This is a genomic window from Chitinophaga rhizophila (assembly GCF_019492185.1).
GTDB lineage: Bacteria > Bacteroidota > Bacteroidia > Chitinophagales > Chitinophagaceae > Chitinophaga > Chitinophaga rhizophila.
This window is the reverse complement of the sequence record NZ_JAICCF010000004.1, coordinates 1,191,222-1,214,191: the sequence shown is the minus strand read 5'-3', so window position 1 is coordinate 1,214,191 and position 22,970 is coordinate 1,191,222. Positions and strand designations below refer to the sequence as shown.

16 protein-coding genes are annotated in these 22,970 nt (G+C 44.9%); 10 read left to right on the top strand and 6 right to left on the bottom strand.

Features of this window, described 5'->3' with window-relative positions; genetic code table 11:
- Window positions 1-97 precede the first annotated feature (97 nt).
- The gene (locus tag K1Y79_RS24315; RefSeq protein ID WP_220252792.1) at window positions 98-1,015 is read left to right on the top strand and encodes an RHS repeat domain-containing protein; all 918 of its coding nucleotides are present in this window, start codon (window positions 98-100) and stop codon (window positions 1,013-1,015) included.
- Window positions 1,016-3,378: 2,363 nt separating this feature from the next.
- Here the strand turns inward: K1Y79_RS24315 and K1Y79_RS24310 are convergent.
- On the bottom strand, window positions 3,379-4,278 hold the full coding sequence (locus K1Y79_RS24310; RefSeq protein ID WP_220252791.1) for an IS256 family transposase: 900 nt from the start codon (window positions 4,276-4,278) through the stop codon (window positions 3,379-3,381).
- A 1,238-nt stretch (window positions 4,279-5,516) separates the two neighbouring features.
- Here K1Y79_RS24310 and K1Y79_RS24305 point away from each other — a divergent pair.
- Complete coding sequence (locus K1Y79_RS24305) at window positions 5,517-5,897, top strand: SRPBCC domain-containing protein (protein ID WP_236059793.1); 381 nt, start codon at window positions 5,517-5,519, stop codon at window positions 5,895-5,897.
- A gap of 2 nt (window positions 5,898-5,899) precedes the next feature.
- On the top strand, window positions 5,900-6,370 hold the full coding sequence (locus tag K1Y79_RS24300; RefSeq protein WP_220252790.1) for a hypothetical protein: 471 nt from the start codon (window positions 5,900-5,902) through the stop codon (window positions 6,368-6,370).
- 5 nt (window positions 6,371-6,375) lie between these two features.
- Here the strand turns inward: K1Y79_RS24300 and K1Y79_RS24295 are convergent, their stop codons facing one another.
- Complete coding sequence (locus K1Y79_RS24295) at window positions 6,376-6,645, bottom strand: hypothetical protein (RefSeq protein WP_220252789.1); 270 nt, start codon at window positions 6,643-6,645, stop codon at window positions 6,376-6,378.
- A 78-nt stretch (window positions 6,646-6,723) separates the two neighbouring features.
- On the bottom strand, window positions 6,724-7,620 hold the full coding sequence (locus K1Y79_RS24290) for a LysR family transcriptional regulator (RefSeq protein WP_220252788.1): 897 nt from the start codon (window positions 7,618-7,620) through the stop codon (window positions 6,724-6,726).
- A gap of 201 nt (window positions 7,621-7,821) precedes the next feature.
- On the opposite strand from K1Y79_RS24290, the gene K1Y79_RS24285 reads away from it, so the two are divergent.
- Together K1Y79_RS24285 and K1Y79_RS24280 are read left to right on the top strand one after the other, a co-directional pair.
- Complete coding sequence (locus K1Y79_RS24285; RefSeq protein ID WP_220252787.1) at window positions 7,822-8,175, top strand: hypothetical protein; 354 nt, start codon at window positions 7,822-7,824, stop codon at window positions 8,173-8,175.
- 11 nt (window positions 8,176-8,186) lie between these two features.
- Window positions 8,187-8,579 (top strand): hypothetical protein, encoded by a 393-nt coding sequence (locus tag K1Y79_RS24280; RefSeq protein ID WP_220252786.1) that lies wholly within the window; start codon window positions 8,187-8,189, stop codon window positions 8,577-8,579.
- A 165-nt stretch (window positions 8,580-8,744) separates the two neighbouring features.
- Here K1Y79_RS24280 and K1Y79_RS24275 read toward each other — a convergent pair whose 3' ends face one another.
- A complete protein-coding gene (locus K1Y79_RS24275) occupies window positions 8,745-13,001 on the bottom strand; it encodes a sugar-binding protein (RefSeq protein ID WP_220252785.1) in 4,257 nt (1,418 codons plus the stop codon).
- Between the two features lie 336 nt (window positions 13,002-13,337).
- On the opposite strand from K1Y79_RS24275, the gene K1Y79_RS24270 reads away from it, so the two are divergent.
- Window positions 13,338-13,760, top strand: coding sequence for a hypothetical protein (locus tag K1Y79_RS24270; protein ID WP_220252784.1), 423 nt, complete (start codon window positions 13,338-13,340; stop codon window positions 13,758-13,760).
- Between the two features lie 267 nt (window positions 13,761-14,027).
- Here the strand turns inward: K1Y79_RS24270 and K1Y79_RS24265 are convergent, their stop codons facing one another.
- Window positions 14,028-14,792, bottom strand: a complete 765-nt coding sequence (locus tag K1Y79_RS24265) for a hypothetical protein (RefSeq protein ID WP_220252783.1) — start codon at window positions 14,790-14,792, stop codon at window positions 14,028-14,030.
- A 599-nt stretch (window positions 14,793-15,391) separates the two neighbouring features.
- Here K1Y79_RS24265 and K1Y79_RS24260 point away from each other — a divergent pair.
- The 4 genes from K1Y79_RS24260 (at window position 15,392) to K1Y79_RS24245 (ending at window position 22,532) form a co-directional block, all read left to right on the top strand.
- Entirely contained in the window at window positions 15,392-18,559 is a 3,168-nt protein-coding gene (locus K1Y79_RS24260; RefSeq protein WP_220252782.1) for a SusC/RagA family TonB-linked outer membrane protein, read from the top strand.
- A 21-nt stretch (window positions 18,560-18,580) separates the two neighbouring features.
- Window positions 18,581-20,467: a RagB/SusD family nutrient uptake outer membrane protein gene (locus K1Y79_RS24255; protein WP_220252781.1), complete on the top strand. Its 1,887-nt coding sequence runs from the start codon at window positions 18,581-18,583 to the stop codon at window positions 20,465-20,467.
- Window positions 20,468-20,487: 20 nt separating this feature from the next.
- The gene (locus K1Y79_RS24250; protein ID WP_220252780.1) at window positions 20,488-21,168 is read left to right on the top strand and encodes a DUF3823 domain-containing protein; all 681 of its coding nucleotides are present in this window, start codon (window positions 20,488-20,490) and stop codon (window positions 21,166-21,168) included.
- A gap of 140 nt (window positions 21,169-21,308) precedes the next feature.
- Window positions 21,309-22,532, top strand: coding sequence for a hypothetical protein (locus tag K1Y79_RS24245; protein WP_220252779.1), 1,224 nt, complete (start codon window positions 21,309-21,311; stop codon window positions 22,530-22,532).
- 19 nt (window positions 22,533-22,551) lie between these two features.
- Here the strand turns inward: K1Y79_RS24245 and K1Y79_RS24240 are convergent, their stop codons facing one another.
- On the bottom strand, window positions 22,552-22,968 hold the full coding sequence (locus K1Y79_RS24240) for a response regulator (protein WP_220252778.1): 417 nt from the start codon (window positions 22,966-22,968) through the stop codon (window positions 22,552-22,554).
- Window positions 22,969-22,970 lie beyond the last annotated feature (2 nt).

The window sequence follows — 22,970 nt, the reverse complement described above, 5'->3', positions numbered from 1 at the left end:
AACTGAAATACAGATGAAATAAAAAACTATATCTTGAGGAGAGTTCTTTGAGTAAAAAATCCGTTCGGGCTGTTGCAGCCTGGATAGGAAATGGAGTTTGGGAGGGTATAGGTATGGGTTCAATGGGAAGGAGAATGATAACGAGGTGAAGGGAGAGGGGATGCAGTTGGACTATGGAAGTAGGATTTATGACCCAAGACTTTCTCTGTTTTTGACTGTAGACCCCAAAGAAAAGGAACTTCCCGAATGGGGTACCTATGTTGCATTTGGTGACAATCCTGTAAAAAACATTGATCCCGATGGTAAAAAATTTTATGACTTTAATGAAAGAGGTGAATTTATAGGAATTACCCATAATAACTTTTTCCATAATATTTTTCACAGAACTGGCAGAATAGTTGACAAAGAGGGAAATCAGAAAAGACGTTTTGGGTTTGCTAGTGGAAGAGAGGATAGAGCAGAGATAGAGAATGGAACTATAAAGCGAATTATAATTGTTAATGATGCAAAATTGAAAGAATTTATGGCTGTTGCGGGAGCTTTCAGTGCAGAGAATAAGACAGAAAACAGAGGCTTTGAAGATAGGTATGACTACATAAAGGAAGAAGGGAAAGGTGGCGGAAAGTTGGATTTTTCTTATACATGGATTCCCTTTGAATATAAAAATGCTCCAAAGTTTCCATTAGAGCAAAAATCAACACAATTATATCTTCCACCGGCATCGATGAAAGGAGCTCCAGAATATGCGCACAACCATATGAACTTTGGGAATTATTTATTTGGTCTTGCTTCTGAAGCTATGGGATTCACCTTATTGGAAACGGCAGGCGGTGCACACTATAATTCCCTTTTTAATTCAAAATCAAACAATTACGAACCGCAATTAGATTCTGGGGATGATCAGCGCTCCATAAAATTGGGGTTCGAGTACGGTAAGAGCCTACGCTATGATAGGAAATTATTTATCGCAGGACATGGCAAGACAACTTGGAAAATTATTGATAATGATAACTAATTCGTCAATCCCACGATTTGTGCTTACAGCATCAAACCATTTATTGTTAGATGGTGGACATATTAGAGGAAATTAAGGTTGAGTAAAAGCATGTTCAACTGTAAGATAGGATTTACAGGTCTTTGCGTTTCCTTTGAGCTGATTTCTTATATCTTGTGAGGTGCAATACTCTCTTTCAAGTTTTAATTACTTTCAACATAGATTTGCGAAAAATGAAACTCAAATTTGTAATAACCATTATTTTTTTTCCTTTTTTATGTGTTTGCTGTAACAACGAACAGAAACATAATCACGAAGCTAATCTGCGTTTCGTAAATCAATTTGGTCATGAAAATTTCAATGCGTTTAAAAGGTATTCAGCTGGGTTGAGATCCCTTGATAAGGATGGGGACCCAATATTGATAATTTCTGATAATTTTCCTAGTTGCGATGACTGTGCTGGAACATATCGTTTAATATTCCAGAGTGGTTCAAATCACCTTAAAGAAATCTCAAGCTTGGGCGAAAATGCAAGCTGCTGTTTTGCTGATACCTCTGCAATAATAAAGGCTGCAAGAGTTTTTATGACTTATGGCCTAAATTTTATTCAGATTGACTCTTCGTCCAATATAATGGTCTCGGTCAACTCTAAGAGGCCTTTTGATCTGGTAAAATTATCAGCATCAACTGATAATTTCATTACATTTGATAACACTAGGTGGAAACGATTAATAGGTAATTGGTACGAACGACAGGATTGACAGATGATTCTCCTTCTGCATTGTTAGGAAATTATTCCTATCCTTACCGATAGCATGACTTCCAAGATGTATTATACCGGAGAAAAGATATAAATTCTATGAACGCATGTTCGAGTGAGGTGAGTTAAGTCCAATAGTATGATTGAGCTCACTTAAATGTAGTATTCATCGAACATTAAGAGAAGTAGACGATAGCACTTTGGTGAGTATTCCTACATGAAATATTGTAAGGCTGGATGGAGTCTACATAACTGGTAGGGCAGTTGCCGGTATAGACAAGCGAAGAGCCTAAGTGGTAATAGCTTATTTGGTTGAATACAGATTTTCCCATGCCCTGCCGCTTAGTTTAATCGGCATGAGTTACTTTGTATATAGGAATACATTCCTGGCATAAAATGATGGCGCCTTATAGGTTAATAATATGCGAAATTTACTATAGCTGTTTGTAATGTTGATGGCTAGTTGTATCGATGAAAGAACAGACGTATCAGAACTGCATGAAAAGTATTTTTTCTGGGTAGATACGGTGGCTATCGATACTAAGAAGGGAATTGTTATTTCCGATAGCCTAATTATACAAATGTATGTGAATGGGAAGTATCAATCAATCATAGATACAAATCCATGAATTGATAATCAATTAAAGAAAGGGATTTATTCGGCTTCACTTACCTGTCTTAGTCGTTATGACGACGCATCGAAGTATTTGAGTAACCTGGATAGTGTAGAAATTGATGAAGAACTAAACATTCCCGTTTTTACAAAAAGGCGTGTAGATTTTTATACATTTTATTCATTGTACCAGTACTTCTCTTTGCGTGCAAATCCAACTCCTGAGGAATGCGGAACTATGCTTAGTCGAGGAATGAGTAAATTTGGCTTTTCCATGGATGATGTGCAGATGCATTTGTATGAACTTGAATCTTTAAACAACGCTGTTATAAAACTTACTGCATGCGGTGGAAGGAATGATAATAAAGAGCGGTTTCAGTGACTAACTTTAAAGGATACTATCAGGTTAAATGATCCTATGTACCTTTTTTACTTGTAAGCAGCGCTGGCTTTAGCATCTCTGATATAGGTATCAATAAGGTCGTAAGCTTTGGAACTGCTACATTTGTGAACCAAATCGAGAATTGAAAGAGTGGCAAAAGGCTCATACAGTTTGACTATTTTAATGACTTTTAATGAACCATTTATCGATAGCAGAATTATCGCATTTAGAATTACATGATCAGAAATTAATCTCATTCAAGATTGATTTTGGAGGTAAAAATATTGAATTGAAATTTTTCATATATAAATGACATGGATGCTCGATAAAACGAGCTTGAAGTATTTTTCTCTGATATATCGAATTGGAGGAGTTCCGAGTTTGCTGGATTAATAACACATGGCGTAGATGTGGCCAGCCACCATGTAGATCTAGCGGAATCAGGATCTGGTTATTCTTTTGAAATGGTGCTATTATGTGGATTTGGGAATCCCGGTTGGGAGTTTTCTTTCAATTTCATGGAATGTCAGATACAAGTTGATAATTAGTTGAAGAATAAGGTTTTGAGGCTGTATCAAAAATAAATGAAGAGACTATAAAATATATTGTGTAAACACATAGTCAACTGATCAAATTCGACATCTGTTTTCAAAGATAGTAATATATTGATGGAGCACCAGCCCCCAGTTATGGAGCGGCATGCTCCATTTCTTTTCAATGTTCATTATAGCCAGGTAAACGGCCTTTTGAGCTGATGCATCGTCCGTAAATTGAACTTTGGTCTTAGTATATTTACGGATGCCCCTGTTAAGATTTTCGATGGTATTTGTGGTATACATGATTTTGCGGATCTCCATGGGGAAGTCAAAGTAGCTGGTAAGATTCTCCCAGTTGTTCTCCCAGGATTGGATTGCATGTCTGTATTTGGCTCCCCACTTATCAGAACAAGCGGCTAGCGCATGCTCTGCAGCTGCGCGATTAGGTGCTCCATAAACTTCCTTCAGATCAGCACAAAACTCTTTCCTGTCCTTCCATACCACATATTTACAGCTATTACGTATCTGATGGACAATGCAAAGCTGAGTAATTGTTTGTGGGAATACGCCTTTTATAGCATCTGTAAAGCCTTTTAAGTTATCAGTGCAGGCAATTAATATGTTCTCTACACCACGAGCCTTTAAATCAGTTAAAACGCTCATCCAGAATGAGGCAGATTCAGTTTCTGCCATCCACATACCTAACACCTCTTTCAATCCATCATTTTCACTGTTGCGGTCACGGGGAATATTAAGCGCAAGGTCTCCAAGGGTTTCTGTCTTTACCTTCTTTTTGTAGGATCCATTTCGGCTGTTTCCAGAGTTACGGCCCTCAGGGCTATGTTTTTCATAACCGAGGTGTTCGTCAAGTTCAGCTTTCAACATCTCCTCCACACCCTGCTTAAACAGGCTATTAAAAAAGGATTGAAACTCTTCTTTACTCTTAAACTGCTTGAAAAACTCTTTTGAGAATTGTGGTTCTTGTTTGTCCATGGTACTGTATTCAAAGTTAAAAAATATCGGGGCAAATCCAGCCGCCGTACCCAGCAGGTGTCGTTTCGTTCGGCTCCGCTACGCTACGCCTCACTTCACTCCCCCTGCTGGTGGTATTAACTCGATACAGTTGAATATATACTTACACAAAGAATTTTACACTACCTTGTTCAGGAAACTTCGCGATATCGTTTAACCGTCTAAGCATAGAAGGGTCTTTTAAGAGTTCTCATTTTCTTTTGCAAAGGATATAAAAAATATTGTTTACAAAAGAAAGTGCCATGTATTTGTCTAGTATCTCAGATGTTAATCATATGTTTTCTGTATTTTCTTTAGTCGGATATTTATTTTTAACGGTACTAATATTTATGAAATTTAGTATGCGAAGGGTATCAATGTTGTTACCTCTGCTAATTTTATGGTTGCTAAGCGGAAGAGTTATAGCATTTAAAGATTTTCATGATGGTAGAATCATTGCAGGATGGTACTATTTGGAAACAGATTCTTTCAAATTATGTAAAGAAAATGATAATTGTGAGAGTGTTATATTAGATGAAACTAAGGTTCAGATACTGCCGTTATGGCGTATAAGCATCACCAATAAATTTGCAAACAGAGTGATTTTTATCGGGCCGTTTACTTGGAAAAGTTGTTATGAGGTTTTTGAAAATCAAATGAATATAAGGTTGTCTTTTCTCAGCGCAACACCGAGCAGTATTCCTTGGAGATCGCCTTAACTTTATGGGATAAATCGAATCAAATATTAGTTAAATATGTGGAGGATGATACAGGTCATGTCTTGGATGACAGTTTGGTGTTTTACTAAGCCTATCGTTTTTGCAGTTATTAATTATTGCTTACAAATCATAATGAGTGGTGGTTCAGTCTGATAAGATAAGACAGTCGGATAATATTTGAAGCAGCTGGTCGTGTGTCGTCCAGCTGCTTTTCTGTCGCTCGAAGTATAAATTGTAGAAATCGTTATTTAAGTGCTCATTTTGATTTCTAGTACATGGTCAGAATAGCCTGTCTCCCTCATACTCCGGTTTGTTGTTATAAAGCGCTGGGAGTAATACTGCTAAGAGTATAGCTGCGGACAGTATAACAACCTGACTTTTAAATACGCCTACTAGCCCTTGAAACGCCACATCTGGATTTCCTTTAGCACCCCGTACCGCGCACACCCTCTCCACAAATGCCCCCTACACCTCTCCTTTAATTTCCCTACTTTTGCCCCCATGAAAGACTATAAGAAACATTTCATCGTCCCGGCACCGCCGGAAGATTTGTACAAGGCCTTGACTAATCCTAACACGATCCGCCTGTGGACCGGCGAGCCTGCCGAAATGTCTACCGAGCCGGGTACTGAGTTCGCCCTTTGGGACGAAAGCATTGTGGGGATGAACCTGGAGTTTGAAGAGGATAAGATGATTGTGCAGGAATGGTACTTCGGCGAACAGGAAGAACCTTCCATTGTCACGATTAAACTCCATCCAAATAAGAAAGGAACTGACGTAGAACTGAGACATACCAACATTCCTGATGAGGCATACGATGACATCGTAGGCGGCTGGAATGACAGTTATTTTGGAGCGCTGATAGACTTTTATACCGAATAGTGATGAAGGCCGCAACTGTCAGCGAACTGAAGAAAGAGTTGCAGGAGGTTCCACCGGCACAGCTGGTGGAATTATGCCTGCGTCTGGCAAAGTTCAAAAAAGAGAATAAGGAGCTGCTGAATTATCTGCTGTTTGAGTCGCACGATTTGCAGGCTTATATCGAAGCCGTTAAGCAGGAGATGGATGCGGCTTTTGATGACGCTCCGAAGCAGCATGCCTATTTTGTAAAGAAGCATCTACGCAAGATCCTGCGCACGACTAACAAACATGTCAAGTACACCGGCTCGAAACAGGCTGAAGTGGAATTGTTACTCTATTTCTGTACTAAAGTGAAGAAGGGCGGCTTTAAGATAGGAGACAGCGTGGCACTTACTAAACTCTATTTGCAGCAGGTGAAAAAGATCGAGAAAGCCATCGCACAGCAACACGAAGATCTGCAATATGACTACCAGCGGCAGCTGGAAAGCTTATAAACAGGTTACTCAGCACTTTCAGACATATCCATCTCCAGTAACTTACTCATGCCGGCATACTCTGCAGCAGCCTCCGGACACAACATCGTTCCCAGCGACGCAACTGCGTTCCTGGCCAGCGTTTCAATGTCTGAACTGGTGGTAAGGAAGGTAGGGGTATGCTCCTTCATCTGGCGTAACAGGTTGTTTTTGTGCTGAAGGGATAGACCAGCCAGGGCTTTCAATCTTTCTGTGGTGGTATTATATAGCTCTTCGTAATAAAAAAGGATGTTCATATAGTCACTTGTTTGTCCAACAAATGTATGCCTTAGGCTATAATCAAAGCCATATGGAAATCTTATGATCCATAAGATTTAGTTATAGATGGATTTCGCTAATTTGATGAAGCGCTTATTCAGTTCACTTGTCTCTCCTTTACGCTGGATAAAGTAAAAACTGCGCTCAATACGCAGACCTTCAAACTGTAAAATTGCCAGCTCTCCTAATTGTAACTCCTTGACAATAGACCTTGTAGATAGAAAACCAACACAGCCGGATTCTACCAGGAAGTTCTTTAACGCTTCCGTACCGCCGAGACGTACATTTATTTTCAGATCATCCAGCCCGATCCTGCTTTTCTTGAGGCCCTGCTTAATTGCCTCCAAAGTCCCGCTGCCCCGTTCCCGGATTGCCAATGGCATGTTCAGAATCTCTTTTACAGGGTATTCTTTCTTACGTACCAGTGGATTGTTATGACTGCATACCGCCACAATCTGATCCTTCAGAAAGGGCTGATAAGTGACATTACTAAGCTTTCCCTTTTCTTCCGTCACGCCGATGTTAATCTCTTTGTTGAGCAGTGCGTCCAGCACAATCTCACTATTCCTGTTCAGCAAAGAAATTTCTACGCGCGGATACTCCTGGTTAAATGCCGACATCACTCGCGGAAGAATGTATAATGCTGCCGTCGTACTCGCGCCCAGGTTCAGCATGCCCGACGCCTGCAGCTTGTCCTTCATCACAGAGAGGTCAAACTCTGTCTCCTGCTGTATCATTTTGACAGTGAGTAAACGCTTGTATAACAGCTGACCCGCCTCTGTCAGTTCGATATGCAGCCCCTTCCGCTCGAATAGTTTCGTTTGGTACTGTTCTTCCAGACTTTTGATATGATTACTCACTGCCGGCTGCGAGATAAACAATACCTCGCTGGCCTTTGAAAAACTCCGCTCGCGCGCTACCTCCATAAATACCTGATGCCGGGTCGATAACATAGGTGAATATTTGTTTCCAAGGTATTCAAAATACCCGTCCGCTCCAAAATGATTACAACGCCCCAAATTATCTCAAACATTCTCAGTTAGTTATAAGATTTGTTTGTATAAACTTTCAGAATATTTTGAAAGTTCAATTATAAATGCCTAGGTTTGTCCTATCAAAGCAACCTTCTACCAGTCAACTAAAATGTACCCGGTATGAACACACTCGCTTACATCATCTATCTCCTGATTACCTACCTGATAACTGTGCGTGTTGGCCTTCTCTTTTTTCGTAACGGTAGAATATTTATCATGGAACTGGTACATCAGGATGTATCCCTGACAGATGCTATCAACCGCATACTGCTCGTCGGATACTACCTGGTTAATCTCGGCTATGCCGCCTTAATGATCAGCACCTGGGATACGATTCTTACCTGGACTGACCTGCTGGTCTCCATCACGGTGATGACGGGTAAGATAGTCACAACCCTGGCTGTCATGCACTACATCAACATGCTGGTCATCTATTTCATCGGAAAACGCAATCAATCAATCCTTCACCCTTAAAAAATTGTAGTATGGAAAAGTCTGTCAACTTCATCGCTTACCTCGTTTACCTGCCTGTAGTCATCTTCCTGACCTGGTACGTTGCACACACTTTATTCAAAAACAGCAAAGTGTTTATGCTCGATATCTTTCAGGGGAAAAGTGAAATCGCCATAGCTACCAACAAACTTTTTGAAACAGGCTTCTACCTCATTAACCTGGGCTTCGCTTTCTGGATCATGGAAATCGGTTACGATGTCATTGGTAACCGGGACATGCTCGAAGCGCTGAGTACCAAAATAGGTGGTTTCTGCATCAACCTCGGTCTCATGCTCTTCCTGAACCTTTACCTGTTCTTTCGTGGTAGAAGAAAGGCGAGAGAAAAGACACATGCCCTGACGCTGATGCCAAAAACGGAAATGTAATCCGCGGTCTGTCACTATCCCTATGCCTCCGGCCTTTCCTGTTTCGTTAACCTCCCGCTTCAGATGCTACGGCTATTGCCCTGGCATCTTTGGCGTTTTCCATACTCATAAAATAACGTCTGCTCCCGCAACGGAACAGGCGTCCTGATTTCCTACATTACTTCGCTACTGCAACAGTAGTTTCTTTGTTACTACCTTACTTCCATATACCAACTTCAACACATATACACCCTTTGGTAGCTGCGGAAGATACAGCCTCATTTCCGGCTGCGCCTTCGCGGCATACACCTGCTGGCCGTTTAGGTCGTAAATGAACAAATGTCCCTCCCCGCTGTAATGGCTGATCCTGATCTTCGTTTGACCGTCTATTGCCGGATTAGGTAGTATCTGCACCATCATTTCCTGCTCCTTATGCCCCGATTCTTGTCCGACTGCGGCGGTTACCGCTTCCGGCGCATTATTCGCCAGTACTACTGTACCATAACCTGCCGTATTCTCATAATTAAACAATGTTCCAAACCATACCGCCTGACCATCTCTCGCCCCACCATTATCATCATCGTCATAGGCTACGTCAAAGCCAAGCGCCATTCCCGCTGCTGGTGTAATTCCCAGCTGTGACCATGGTATTGCCATCTCAATGGTATATCCACCGGCAATAGCGGCATACGCATGCTGTACGCCTGTAACAGCTACCTTGCTGAACAAGCCGCTATTGTTGTATGCCTTAATAAACTGATTGTCCCTGCCGTCAAACGTTGCTCCCTTATTATTGTTCGCGTCAATAAAGACCTCTACGGCGTCATTATCCCACGGGTCAGGCGAGTCTGCATGCAACGCTCCGTCCAATACCCTCACGCCTATATACAGGTTGTTCGCATCCCATAATATCCCAAACGTAGCGGTGTTGTTTGGTGAACCGGTGGTCACTTTACTGATGCTTTGTGACAGGTTCCAGCTGCTTTCACTCAGACTGCCATTTACTGTAATCGCTCCGCTGGCTGGACGTGCCAATATGGTACCCGGTTGGTCAGGATCAATCACACTACCCACTCTAACCTGTACCTGGTCGCTGGATGTCAGTGTTCCGTCGCTGACGGTCAGTTGAAATACATAGGTACTGCCATTGGTCAATCCGGTGATAAGTGGTGTCGCTATTGCTGTGTTACTAATCGTTGCTGCCGGACCGCTCACCTTAGTCCAATTATACGTCACTGCATTGCCTTCAGGATCTGACCCGCTACCCTGCAAACGCACGGATGTACTATTCGCTGCAAGCGTAATATCTGCGCCGGCATTGGCTACCGGCGGCTGATTCTGCGGCCCGCTGCACATTGTCAGGTATACTGTGCCGAATACAGCGGGATTGGTAAATGCAGTAGTGTTGGTAGCAAATGACGTCACCTGTGCATCGCGCGTGCCGTTATTATCATCGTCGTCAATCTGTATGTCAAGTCCGATAGCTTTTCCTACGGATGGCGTACTGCCAATCGTACTCCACGGTATCGCGACTTCCAGGTTGTATCCCGCTGTGGTCGCATATTGCCTGAAATTGATTCCTGCTGTTCGGCTGACTGAATTAGCGCCCGTATGTATCACATTGTCATTCCAACGGAAACCCAGCTGAAAGTCATTGGAACCATCATACGCACTGCCTTTGCTGTTGTCGCCATCCAGAAAGATTTCCACGACATCATCTTCCCACCAGCTGGCTCCTGAATCTGATATCCGCGTAGCGTCATTGACCTCTACCAGCAAGTAGAGGTTGGTATTGTCATACAGCGCCCGCCATTTACCTGCATAGTCCGGCGGCAGATTGCCCAATACCACATTGCTGATATTCCTTACGGGTGCAATGGCCCATGCAGCGTCAATTGTATTGTCTATCACCGGCGCTGTGCCCACTACCTGTGCTATGACCGGCGATATACAAGGCGGGTTGTCATTGTCTGCTATCGTGATCGTAGCAATGGTGTCTCCGCCCAGTTTATAAGCTGCATCCGGGAGCAATGTCAGCCGGATCGTCTCAGGGCCTTCAAAGATCGCGTCATTCACAGGGGTAATATTAATCACTGCGGATGGTTGTGCCGGGGTTAATATAATGTTGCCTGTCAACGCTGGCAATGCGGTATAATCACCCGCTGTCGCGCTTCCTGTTACGGTATACCTCACACTGATCTGCTGTGACAGGGAGGAGGTACTTACGGTAAATCTTCCTGCTGTGCCATTTTCTGAGGCATTCGGTAAAGTCGCCACCACATTTACACCAGGCAGTATTGTCACTTTCCGTGTAGCGGTGAAATTCCCGCTTGCTGTCGTTGCGGTAATTGTTGCGGTGCCAATGCCTGCTGCGGCTACTTTTCCTGTGGCATCTACGGTCGCTACTGCGGTATTTGAGCTGCTCCATGTCACGTTTTTGTTGGTGGCATCCGAGGGTATAATATCGGCAGAGAGCTGCAATGTCTGCCCCTGCGTCAATGTGGTATCATTACCGGGTTTAATGCTTACCCCCGATACGGGAATATTGATGTTCTGGATAATCAGTTGGAAATTGGTGTTACGATTCAGATAAGCGCCGGATTCCGCATTCGTTACTGTAAGGTTATTGAACGTTGCCGTGGTAGATCCTGCCTGCACGTAAAGCCCGAAGCCCCCATAAACATCCGACGGTACATCCCTGACTACCGGGTCCAGCCCTGTACCATCAATAGTAGTATTATTGAATACCAGGTGATGCAGATTATTGCCGTAGATCTGTATCCCGTCGCGCTGAGAGCGCAGGATGGTGTTATTGTCAAACTGCATGTTAAAGATTCCGCTGCCACCGGCATAGAACTCGATAGCTCCCCGCTTCTGATCCCACAGGTCATAGCTGGTGCCGCAGCCTATCATCGTATTCTCATATACCTTAATCAGGTCTCCCGGATACTCAAATGTAAATCCGGGGAAGTCATTGGTAAACCGGATAGCCGATCCGCCCACGCCATCTTTGATCAGATTATGATGCACTTCATGCCCGGTGCCGCCGAATATAGCAATACTACCTGCGCGCCAGTTGTTTTCAATAGTGTTATACCTGAAAATGTTATTCCGGCAAGTGGCATTATTGCCCGCTACGTTGGCCGGCCATACTGCCAGTCCGTCGTCGCCATTATTCCTCACGCTCGACTGCTCCACCACCGAATTAGATGTTCCCTGACAGAAATTCACGCCATCTGCATAGTTATTTCGGATCCTGCACCTGGATATTACCAGGTCCCTGGTAATATCAATAGGGTAGGGAGGATCGTAACCTGCTATCCAGAAACCGCACTCAAAGTGCTCCACCCAGATATCATGTATACGCGAGCCGGTGCCATAAGTACCCATAAAACCCTTGTAGGTTTTATACATTTCACCGGGCAATCGCGGATTGGCTTCATCATACTTCAGGCGGTCATTGTTGATTGTACTAAGCGTAAAATGAGAGATCTCCACATTGCTGGCGCGGCCCATAAATCCACCGTAAAATTGCTTATCTGTCGAGAAATACACTTCCGTATACCAGATGCCTGCGCCCTGAATTTTCATGTTACTGACATTCAACGCCACTTTATCGCTTAACAGGAAGCGGCCTGCGGGAATGTACACATGTTTCCCCTGCGCAGCTGCTGCCGCTATACAGGCATTAAACGCAGCGAAATCATCCGTCTGGTCATTGGCTACGGCCCCATAATCGGTTACCGACAGAAAATTTGCAGGTTTGGGTAATGCCGCAGGCACCGCTTCCAGTTCGACGTAGTCAACACCATATCTCAGCGCATCATTGTGATCTTTACGGATACTCAGTTTGTCGCCGGCATTAAGAGGGGCGTCCAGCCGGAAATGTACTTCGTCAAAACGCATAAACGTCTTTCCGCCTGGCGTCTGTACGGGATCTGCCGCAGGAAAATACTGGTAAGCCCAATAGGAAGACAAATTGATCGTGCGCACCTTAACGCCATTCACATAGAGTCCCAGCGAACCCGTTCTACCTGCGCCGGTGTTATCATCCGGTAGGGTGAAACGCAGGTTAATACCCTGTGCTGCCTGGGTAAGACTCCATTCAACACTCGCGCCATTGCTTGGCAGACTGACGTATTTCTGGTCAGAGGCTTCAGACGCAATTTGTGTCTGGATAAACTGGGGTGATTGCTGTAAAGCAGCGCCTCCTTCAAGTGCCGCATTCTCAGCTTCATAACGGATGTAAGGTAACTGGTACGCACCTCGCGGTAAACCATCGCTCTGCGCAGCAACGTATTTACTTTGCATCAGTAACAGCATACAATATAGAAGGAACTGCCAGCAGCGCAATGGGCTACGGCGTCCCAGCCGGGCAGGATGTACCTGCGTAATGGAAGCGGCATATACCGCTTTCGAGGGAAAAGAAACGGGTTTTCTCATTATTGTAGGTATTTGGAGACAAGTGTAATTGCCAGGGGCGACTCATTTTCAACAACGTGGTAATAGTTTTCATCCGTGGTAGTACCAAAGGAAGATAAGTCGGCTGAAACGGGCAAGTTGTATGAAGAAAATATAGAAAATACCGGCACTAAAACAGGTAGATAGATCGGTAATGTATTGGATGTCAAAGTGCTGTGAATATATCAGCAACTTACATGATATAGCCACTCTGCAATGCCGATGACTGCCAGAGCCCGATAAAAAATGAGGCTTTCCGCCCTCTTTTTTAAGGGATAAATTTGTTTAATTTAGCGCCATATTACCTATCCCTATATTATGGAGCTCAAAGCGCGTTTTTCCCAGATCGGTTATGTTTTAATCGGACTATGGCTTCTCTTCTATGCAGCAATGGCATTCCTCGGCTACGGCTTGTCTATACTGTTAATTTTTAAAGGATTATCCCTGTTTGTCGTTGGCGCAAAACCATTCACTTATACGGTCACTTTAGGAAAGGACAAAATCCGCATCGTGTGGTACAAATACTTTATCAAAAGGACGATTACCAAAGATATTCAGCTGGTAACGCTGGAAATTATCTACGCAGGCTCGACCAATAAACCGGCTGATGCCATTTTAAACGTCTTTGTAGGTAAGAGATGCGCCCACCAGGTGCCGGCGGCTAACGGTTTTGAAGAGGCCGACTTCCGTAAATTGATCGTAAGGCTGGAGAAACTGAAACTCGGTAACGGGGTAGTTTGATGCAAAGATGCCTTCCCTGCATACCACTTTTAGAAAAGATGTAACAACCTACTCCGTTAGTTGTAAACGTGGACCTGTACCGGAGCGGTTACCTCCGGATGGTATGTAAGGAAAGTGCTGTGTAAAGATTTGAAGTGGTCAGTGAAGATAATAGGGATACATACGCGGTATATCACTGCGGTAAAATCACTATCGGATGTAGGTAAACGGTATATATATCAATGGTATAGTCGTATCATCAGTATACAAGCAGCAGGCAGGAGCAGGTTATTCTCTCTGTACTAACAGGTGATAGGCTGCTCTGAGCTTTGCCTGGTGTTGCTGCGGATAGTATGGCATGGCTACCGGAGGTTGCCCTAATTCCTGCGGATAATGCAGGCGGGCAGTATTCACAGGCGCAACTGCTACAATATCTGCGGCTGCATATTGCCCTTCGGATACTACCTGCCCCTGGTACATTGCCCGTATCTGCATTACAACAACCAGTGTGCCTGTACCGCAGATATCTACAGGTATCGTCGCGCCTTCAAAGCGTGCGCCTGCCTTTACGGTCATACTTGTTGTACTCGTGCCGACTACTTTGTTTAATCCAAAGCTGATCAATGCTGTTATTATTTTCACTTCCAGGCTATCTACCCCTTTTACTTTCGCAACGACCTGCGCAGGAATATGTAAGGCTTTCTCTGCCGACAATACCGGCGCTGTTGGCAGAAAACGGTCAATCCCGGTATACTGGTTGAACCGGAATCCCTGCACTGCTGTTACCTGCTGCCTGCCGGCCTGTATCAGCACTTTATTAAGCCGGTTAATATGACTGGTGTCACAACATACATCCAATATTGGTTTGAAGGCGCTTCTTATCAGGGCACTTTGTTTACTTGCTATGCCAAACCGCAGCGCGGCGTTACGGGTTGCGGCTGTCTGCCTCACTACGGCGGGTATACTTCGCAGAAAGTACCTCCCTCCACGGCGATAACCGACCATTTGTGATAACCTGCCGGTAAAGGTGATCAATGATGTTTGCTTTGCCATACTATTTGTATTTGATGATGACTCAAATTACTACAACCTGGTGAGCTGTTACGGAAACATAGATTGAGTATATCCAAAGGAGCAAGGAATCATATTAGATACTTTCTGTGCTGCAAACGAACAACATTAGTTAATCGCAAACCTAGTTACGGATAATGTTAGTTGATATCGAAATTACATTGCTGAAACACAATACCGGCAGCCTATTCCGTAATCCGTTGACGTTTATTTTTACCCGGCATCGGGGCTTATACGCACCCTATGACTGGCCTCCAACTACCATCATTCTTCCAGGCCGATAGCCCTGTTCCGCGTCATATAAGACGAACATGACGGCCTTCCCGGACAGGATATTATCCGTCATCATTATTGTCCGTTACCCGCTACCGGCAACTCCCTGCTGATTTCAGGAAACTCACTGCAGCAGAACTGTCACCGGTATCCTCCTAAAAAACTCTGAAATAAATAACTGTAATGTTGACAATTATACTATATTCATCCTGAATTTCACCGTTAGCATGAAAAACGCCGGGAGTACTGACCGGTATAGGCCTTTAGTGTAATTAGCAAACCTCGAAAACACAACAAAACCCAACGTTATGAAAACGCTCTACGCAATCGTAGCATTGCTGCTATTAACCTGTACCCAGGGTTTTTCGCAGCAGGCTAACCCAGTCACTTATTCAGGAACAGTAACAGATTCATCCGGTATCCCCATCCCCGGAGCGACAGTAGCAGTGAGAAATGGCAACAAAGGAGTGGTTACTAAAAATGATGGTTCCTTTACTATTCAGGCCACGCCCGGCACAATGCTCTACGTTAGCATCGTTGGCTTCCAGCCCAGGGAAGTACTATTAGGAAGAGAAACAAAATTACAGGTCACCGTCGCCTCTCAGGCCAGTAATCTTACCGATATCGTCGTAGTAGGATACGGTACCCAACGAAAGGCGTCTGTCACCGGCGCTGTCAGCACCCTCAAATCCGAAGACCTGGTCAGGACGCCTGCCAGTACCACCTCGGCCGCTCTTGTGGGTAAAATGCCGGGTATTACCGCCCGTGCCACAGATTCCCGCCCGGGTAACGGTACCAACATCCAGATCCGCAACCTCGGTACGCCCCTTTATGTAATTGATGGGGTGCCCTACACAGGTAGTACCGCAACTACTGGCTTCGGATTTACCACCGGCTCCGGACAGGATATTTTCAATAACCTCGGCCTCGACGATATTGAAAATATTACTATCCTCAAGGATGCTTCTGCATCTATCTACGGTCTGCGCGCAAGTAACGGCGTGGTACTCGTCACCACCAAAAAAGGTAAGAAGAATGAACGCCCCAGTATCAACCTTTCCGGTTACTATGGCTTTCAGAACTTTACCCGCTATCCTTACCCTGCCAACGCCGGACAGTACGTACGTGCACTTGTTGAGTCCGAGCAGAATCTGAACCGTGACCCCTCGCTGCTGTACACCCCCGGCGAACTGGCCAAATGGGAGGCCGGTACGGAAAAAGGGTACAAGAGCTACGACTACTACAAAGAAGTGCTGCGGCCCAATGTGCCACAGTACTATGTCAGCGCTAATGCATCCGGTGGTTCCCAGCGCTCCAGCTATTATATGTCTGTCAGTCACCTCAGCCAGGATGCATTGATCAAAGACTTTACATTCGAGCGTACCAACCTGCAGGCTAACATGGAAGCCAGTCTGGCCAAAGGACTGAAAGTTGGTACACAGATCAGTGGGCGCCTTGAAAAACGGCATAATGTAGGCGTTCCCGGCCTGGACGATTATTTTAATCCCCTGCTTAGTATATTCAGTATGTGGCCAACTGAGAGCCCCTATGCGAATGACAACCCCCGCTACATCAACCAGACCCATAATGTCAATGTAAACCCCGTTACCTACAGAGACGATATCACCGGTTATGTAGACGAATGGTGGAGGGGAATGAATGTGAATCTGAACGCGCAGTATGACTTTGATTTCGGTCTGAGTATCAAAGGCATCTATTCTTATAACTACCTGAACGAAGAGTTTGATGGTTTTGAATATACCTGGAACGCATATAAGTATGATGCTGCGACAGATACCTATTATACTGAACCCGGCTTTGGTAACCAGAACCCCTGGCGCGAGCGGCATAAACGTAATGTAATATCCCGTTATGCCCAATTCCAGATGAGCTATGCACGTAAGTTTGGTGCACACAATGTCTCCGCTGTAGCCGCCTATGAGCTGTCAGACTACGACAACTCTTACTATGTGGTACATACTATTCCTACGAATAACTATGTGCCGGTACAATACCTGGTGGAACAGGACTACCTCTCTGACGAATGGAACCTGGAAGCAAGAGCTGGTTACATCGGCAGGATCAACTATGATTATAAGTCAAAATACCTGATAGAATTATTGGGTAGATATGATGGTTCCTACCTGTATGCACGCGGTAAACGCTGGGGCTTCTTCCCGGGTGTATCTCTCGGATGGAGGGTCTCTGAAGAACCCTGGCTCAAAGGACGTTTCGGTAATGTATTGAATGATCTGAAACTACGCGCTTCTTATGGAGAGACCGGTAGTGAGATCGGCTTCTCTAATGGTAATCCGCCGAATGCATTTGACTACATGGCCGGCTATAACTTCAACCAGGGAGGTGCTGTGATGAACGGCAGTTATGTAATAGGCTTGCGCCCGCGTGGCTTACCGGTGACTGAGCTTTCATGGGTGAAGAATAAGTCGGTGAATGCCGGTATTGACTTTACGATGTTTAACAACAGCGTCTCCGGACAGATAGACGTATTTGAACGTCGCCGCTCAGGTTTGCCCGCTGCCCGTTATGACGTGTTGCTGCCCAGCGAAGTAGGGTATTCATTACCAAATGCTAACCTCAATGCCGACGCTACCCGTGGTATAGAAGGTATGATTACTTACATCGGGAAAACAGGCGATGTGAATTACTCCATCGGTGTCAATGGAACCTTTGCCCGGCTGAGAAGTATCAGTACCTACAAACCCCGCTTTGGTAACGCATGGGATAAATACCGGAACTCAATTGAAGACCGCTGGTCTAATGTTACCTGGGGATACCATGTACTCGGCCGTTTTGAATCTGAAGAGCAGATCAGGGACTACGGTGTAGATAACGATGGTCAGGGTAACAGAACTATTTTACCAGGCGATTTTATGTATGAGGATGTGAATGGCGATAAGATCATCAATGGGATGGATCAGCGGCCTATCGGTTATGCGCAGGGCGCTCAGCCATACGTCAGCTTTGGTATCAACGGCAGCGTAGCCTGGAAAGGTATCTCTCTGCGCTTTGACTTTGCAGGGGCCACCATGCAGTCTTACCTGCGTGACTGGGAGTTACGTTACCCATTCCAGAATAACGGTTCGTCTCCGGCCTATATGCTGACCGACCGCTGGCACAGAGAAGATCCATACAATCCATCCAGCAGGTGGATCAGTGGTAAATATCCGGCTATCAGAAAAGACAATACGACCCATGTTAACTACGCTGTAAACGATTTCTGGATTACCAATGTGAGATATATCAGGCTGAAAAATCTTGAGCTGGGATATAGCTTCTCCCGTGATTTCGTAAAGCGTATCGGTCTCTCTGCCGTACGTGTGTATGTCAATGGTACCAACCTCTTCTCCCTGGATAATGTGAAAGAGTATGAGATTGACCCGGAGATCAGTTCTACCAACGGACTGGTATATCCCCAGCAACGCTTGTACAACTTTGGCTTTAACGTATCCTTTTAACCCATCTTAATCGTAGCAATCATGAAACGAATATATATATCCTGCCTGATGGCAACAGGTATCTTACTGCTCACCAGCTGTATGAAAGACTGGCTGGACAGGGAACCACGCACAATCCTGACAGATGAACAGGTCTGGAACGATACCAAACAGATTGTAGCCTTGCTCGCTAACTTCTATGACAGGATCCCATCTGAAACAGGGCTGGGTGATGTGAATGACGGAGCCGATGGAAGACTGTTCCAGTGGCGTAATATGGCCAACTACGATGAAGCTATGTGGAGCGGACAATCCAATGAAGATGGCCGTAATAACATCACTTCCTATGGATTTGGCAGCTGGTATCTCTGGAACTACACTTATATCAGAGACATTAATCTGGCATTGGAGAACATTGAAAAATACGGCGTCTCGCTGACAGAAACCGCCAAGCGGCAATATATCGCCGAGTTGCGGTTCCTGCGTGCGCTTAATTATTTTGACCTGGTGAAGAGAATGGGCGGTGTACCACTGGTAACTACACAGCTTATCTATGACTATTCCGGTAATGTGACCAACCTGCAGACTCCGCGTGCGAAAGAGTCAGAGGTATATGATTTCATTGCTGCTGAAGTAGACGCTATCAAAGATGTGCTGGGTAATGCCGGCAGCACTACCCGTGCCAACAAGTATACCGCACTTGCGCTTAAAAGCAGGGCTATGTTATATGCTGGTTCGCTGGCGAAATATAATAGCCTGATGCCTGCTCCGATTACGCTGCCTGGAGGAGAAGTAGGTATACCTGCCTCAATGGCAAATAGCTACTACCAGAAGGCCCTTGAAGCATCCAAAGAGATCATCAATGGAGGTCCGTATACCCTTTACAAGAACAACCCTGACGCAGGAGAGAACTTCTATGAGGCAGTCACTAAAAAGGCAAATAACAAGGAAGTGATCTTTGTAAAGGACTATTTGTTACCTACACGGAAGCATTGGTTTTCTTATGATAACATTGCACGTGGCATCAGGGAGGATAACCTTGGTTCTTCCTCTATAGCGCCTTCACTGAACCTGGTAGAAAGCTTTGAGTATAAGGATGGCAGTAATGGGGCGCTCAGAACGCGTAATGCCGCTAATACTGACTACATCTACTATAACAATGTAGCGGATATCTTTGCGGATAAAGACGCACGCCTGTATGGTACGATCATTTATCCGGGTTCTTCTTTCAAGAGTTTGTCTGTCTCCATACAGGCGGGCGTAATGGTATGGAATGCCGGCCGCAATGCTTACGATGTAGTAGAAGGCAGCGATCTTGGTACGACTTATACGGATGGAAAACTGCTGACAGGTACTTCCGGCCCCCACAGATCCATCCAGGAAGTATCTAATACGGGTTTCTATCTCCGTAAGTATATCGACCCGAATGATAAGACCAGTACCCGCGGTGTACAAAGTGATGTATGGTGGGTATGGTTCCGTCTGGGAGAGATCTATCTTAATGCAGGAGAAGCCGCTTTTGAACTGGGATTAACAGGAGAGGCGCTGACATATATCAACGCTTTAAGAGAGAGGGCTGGTTTCGGTGTGAACAGTCTGACGACATTAAGCATTGAACGTATTCAGAATGAACGCAGGGTAGAACTGGCCTTTGAAGATCACCGCCTGTGGGATCTGAAGCGCTGGAGACTGGCAGACAAAGTATGGAATGGGAATGTGTCCAACCCGGATGCAATGGTATATGCTTTATATCCATACCGCGTGATCCGGCCGGGAGATGCTGCCCGCGATGGCAAGTATGTATTTGTAAAGATGGTTGCACCCCGTATCAGGGCACCGCGCTTCTTCCAGTTGGGCAACTATTACACCCAGATCAACCAGGGCGTGCTCAATAACAACCCCAAGATCATCAATAATCCGTTCCATTAACCTGCTTAAAACAAACTGACATGAACAGAATATTATCGCTATATATGCCAGCACTATTGCTATTTATGCTGATGATTGGATGTAAGAAAGACAACTTTGAGAAACCGGCAGCTCTCCTGTCCGGAAGGGTGGTGTACGACAAGGAAGCTGTAGGCCTTCGTTCTAATGGTGTGCAGCTGGAACTGTGGCAGTCCGGGTTCGAGCTGTTTTCAAAGATCCGCGTGTATGTGGCACAGGACGGGGCTTACTCAGCCTCTTTGTTTGATGGCGATTACAAACTGGTACGCTTGCGCGGCAACGGTCCATGGGTAGATAATACAGATACCATCGACGTGAAAGTGCAGGGTAATACTGTTGTAGATGTGCCGGTACAGCCTTATTTCCTGGTAAGGAATAACACCATTGAGAAATCAGGAACTACCGAAGTAAAAGCCACGTTCTCTATTCAACGGATCGCTGATGGACGGGCATTAGAGTCTGTGTCTTTATTCGTTGGCCGTACCAATATTGTAGATGCAGTAAATAACCAGGGATCAGCAGTGGTGAGTGCCGGTAATATACCTGACCTCACAGCCCCGGTAACAATCACAATGAATATACCTGCAGGACTTGCCGGGCAGGCAGCTTTCTATGCCCGTGTAAGTGTTCGTACAGCGGGGGTTGCAGAGCAGATATACTCACAGCCGGTTAAGATTGAGTAGGAAGGAGTCATAAGCAGATAAGTTATGCGCGCCCGCAAGGTATTACCTTTCGGGCGCGCTTTGTAATATCCTGTAAACCAATCGAAGAAACAAAGTATGTTCTTTTGGTTTTAAATATTACTTTTATCAAAATGTCGCGAATGTACCTTGAAATATTGAAGGAAAACCTATTATCCCGATGGAAGAAAGCATTTACCGAATTTGAACTGTTGCAGCAATATAAAAATAACGTTACCTCAGAAAAGTATATCCCTGGTTTCAGATATGATCTTGATGACTATGGCACACCTTCTTTCCTGCATCCGGAGGATAAAGTGTTTCCCGTAGCCAATGTGCGGGAGCTGGGAGATTACCATTTCTATGGATTGTCAGCGGATGGCTTACCATGTTATACCTCTTACGGACAGCCCCTTAACAACGTTTTCTGGCAAGGTTACTATACTTATGGCAAGGAATGGGTCGAGTATATTGAGTACAATACAGATACAAAAATACCTTCTGGTATCAAGCGTATACAGTTCAATGAACAAGGAGAGAAGATTGTGTATCAGTCTTTAACTGTGAACGGGAGAGGCATTAGTGAAGACTACCTGGATATGACGGCAGAAGAGAAGATTTGCAGTATCCTGAGTTATGAGCATTCCCTGTTCTGCACCATCGAGCAGTATGAGCGGGAAGATGGTCGTATAGTAGGAGGCCAGTGCCTGGCTATTACACCTGGAGCTGGTGAGTACTGCTATGACCATATATACAGTTATGATGAAAAGGGAGTACTGGACGAGATCAGGAAAGTATTCGATTCAGGAGAAAGTGAGCTTACATATGTGCAGCCGGCAAAGAACCTGGATGTGTATGCACTGATAAATGTAGTAGCCGAACAGATGGCTGTAGCAGTTGTTGATACATTGATCACGCAGGACGTAGAGAAGCCGCTTTCACTACTGGAGCTGAGTTATCACTATGCGGATAGTTATACGCCCGCTTTGTCGCCGCGCTCAGTGGCTTTTACCAGAAGAATATCGCGCCTGCACCCGGATGAGGATATCTTTGATCTTATTTTCCTGGCTACGGAGCTGGATCATGCTTATCTTGAGATTGAGCGTAATCAGTTTGAGCGGCCATATACGCAGTTGATGAAGATCATCAGCAGAGAAGAAAAGTGGGAAATGGGCACACTGATGCTACGTAAAGTAGCGCATATATTAACCACGGAGAAGCTGTTTGGCCGTATCCCTGTTGGAGAGGAATTTGCAGCCTATGCAGTGGACTGGGGAGTGGAAATGGAGGACTTTGAAGATGTATTACGCGCTTGCGGCGTTAGTAACCCGTTAATTGATTCCTGGAAGGAGCGGGGCTGGTTGTAGTAATTGCCTGTGACACTGACTATTGCCGGGAAAAGTATTGTGACAGAATTTCTTCCATAATAGATGGTGTGAGTGGTTTGTTCTTAAAAGCAGTTACGCTTGGATTGCTGGTAGCACGGTTTTTATCTTCCGGATTGAGAGAGGTTGTCAGCATTACTACTACTGTATCCTCTTTTCCTGCTGCTTGCAGTTTCTGGTATTCGTCGAGAAATTCCCATCCATTCAGTCCGGGCATATTAATATCCAGCAATATCAGGTCTGGTTGCAGACTGCAGGAAGGCTGTACACAGTTCTTCAGATAATCCAGTGCGTCAGCGCCATTCCATGATACATGTACATGTTCGGCACAGTCAAGCCGTTTGATGACCATCTGACTAATGAAGTTAGTCGCTTCGTCATCCTCAATAAGCAGAATGGAGCTAAGTTTTCTTTTCATAC